This is a genomic window from Okeania sp. SIO3I5, assembly GCF_010672085.1.
GTDB lineage: Bacteria > Cyanobacteriota > Cyanobacteriia > Cyanobacteriales > Microcoleaceae > Trichodesmium.
This window is the reverse complement of the sequence record NZ_JAAHHT010000505.1, coordinates 1-1,767: the sequence shown is the minus strand read 5'-3', so window position 1 is coordinate 1,767 and position 1,767 is coordinate 1. Positions and strand designations below refer to the sequence as shown.

1 protein-coding gene is annotated in these 1,767 nt (G+C 39.8%); it reads left to right on the top strand.

Going from position 1 to position 1,767, the window contains the following annotated elements; genetic code table 11:
- Positions 1-461 precede the first annotated feature (461 nt).
- Entirely contained in the window at positions 462-1,604 is a 1,143-nt protein-coding gene (gene dprA, locus F6K40_RS40045) for a DNA-processing protein DprA (protein ID WP_293145853.1), read from the top strand.
- Positions 1,605-1,767 lie beyond the last annotated feature (163 nt).

Sequence of the window (1,767 nt, the reverse complement as noted above, 5' to 3'; positions counted from 1 at the left end):
GTCACTCTAAGCGCTGAGAGGGGAGGAATTTAACCTCCATAGGCCATGAGTTTTTAACCTTTTGGTTAAAGGGTCATGTTGCATCTTGGCTTCTTTGACCCAACGAGTCGCACTCAACCCAACCTACTGGGGTGTCAAGACTAAAATTGTGGTTTAGGAGCAAGCAACCTAGAAAACCTCTCCCCTAACCCCTCTCCTGCGAGGAGAGGGGATAAATCCCCCCCTTCCCTTGCAGGGAAGGGGGTTGGGGGGTTAGGTTTTTTTAACCCACATTTTCAAGCTTGACACGACACTATAGCAGTCGAAGCAAAGGTTAGGACGTTTCTAAATCCTGTTTGCGCAGCATTCCGTAGGAAAATCCTTTGACAGTTTACTATTCCCTATTCCCTATTCCCTATTCCCTAGCGCGTAGCGCTATACAATAAATTGAAAACCGATTGTTGCTCAAGAGGACAAAATAATTGACAGAAGAACGTGCCTATTGGTTAGCATGGGCCAAAATTAGCGGTATGGGTCCAATTGCCCTACAAAAACTTAAACAACAATTTGATACCCTGGCCAAAGCTTGGACAGCATCCCCCACAGAATTAGGCCACATATCAGGATTTGGCCGTCAGAAAATAGAAAAAATAGTCGAAGAGCGATCGCGCATTAACCCAGAACAACTTCTAGAAGAACACATTGAGAAAAATCCCAACTTTTGGACACCAGCAGATCCAGACTATCCCCGTCTCCTGCAAGAAATTCCCACACCTCCGCCCGTACTATATTATCGAGGTATAGTAGACTCTCAAGAAATACTAGGTATTACTCCCACAGTTGCCATAGTCGGCACCAGAGAATCTTCCGAATATGGTCGTCGTTGGACTCGGAAAATAAGTACAATTCTGGCAAAAAGTGGCTTTACAATTGTTTCGGGATTAGCAGCAGGAATTGATACGGAAGCTCATCGTGCTTGTCTAGAAGCAGGGGGGCGGACTATTGCTGTCTTCGGAAACGGGGTTGATATGGTTTATCCCAGGGAAAATAAAAGTTTAGCTGAACAAGTCGTTAAACAGGGATTAGCTGTTAGTGAATATCCCGCAGGAACTAAACCAAATTCTAAACATTTTCCCCAAAGAAATAGAATTATTGCTGGATTAAGTAGAGCAGTTTTAGTTATGGAAGCACCGGAAAAATCTGGTGCTTTAATTACAGCAGATATAGCAAATGAATTTTGTCGAGATGTGTATGTTTTACCCGCTCGTTTAGATGACGAAAAATCTCATGGTTGTTTAAAGTTAATTAATAAAGGTGCCGAGGTAATTCCGATTACTATGGATAAATTATTAGAAATGTTAGGAGCAATTCCACCTTTAGATATTGATGTAGAAGAATCTGCTGAACAGTTATCTTTATTTGAGGATAAAAAACAGACTTCTATGCCAGATTTAGAACCCAGGTTAGCTGAGATTTTTCAACATATTTCTACTGAACCGATTCTGCTAGATTTAATCATTCAAAAAACAGGTTTATCATCAGGAGAAGTTTCCAGTTCTCTCCTACAATTAGAATTATTAGGATTAGTGAATCAATTACCTGGAATGCGTTATCAAAAGAATTAATATAGCCTTACGGGCAAGTTAAAAGTCAAAAGTCAAAAGTTAAAAGTTAAAAGTTAAAAGTTAAAAGTTAAAGTGATTTTAAAAGTGGCTGATTAATTCTCAAAGCATTAATAGATCAAGGCAAATACCTTTTTGGATATAATATAAAATCCGCTTATACAGA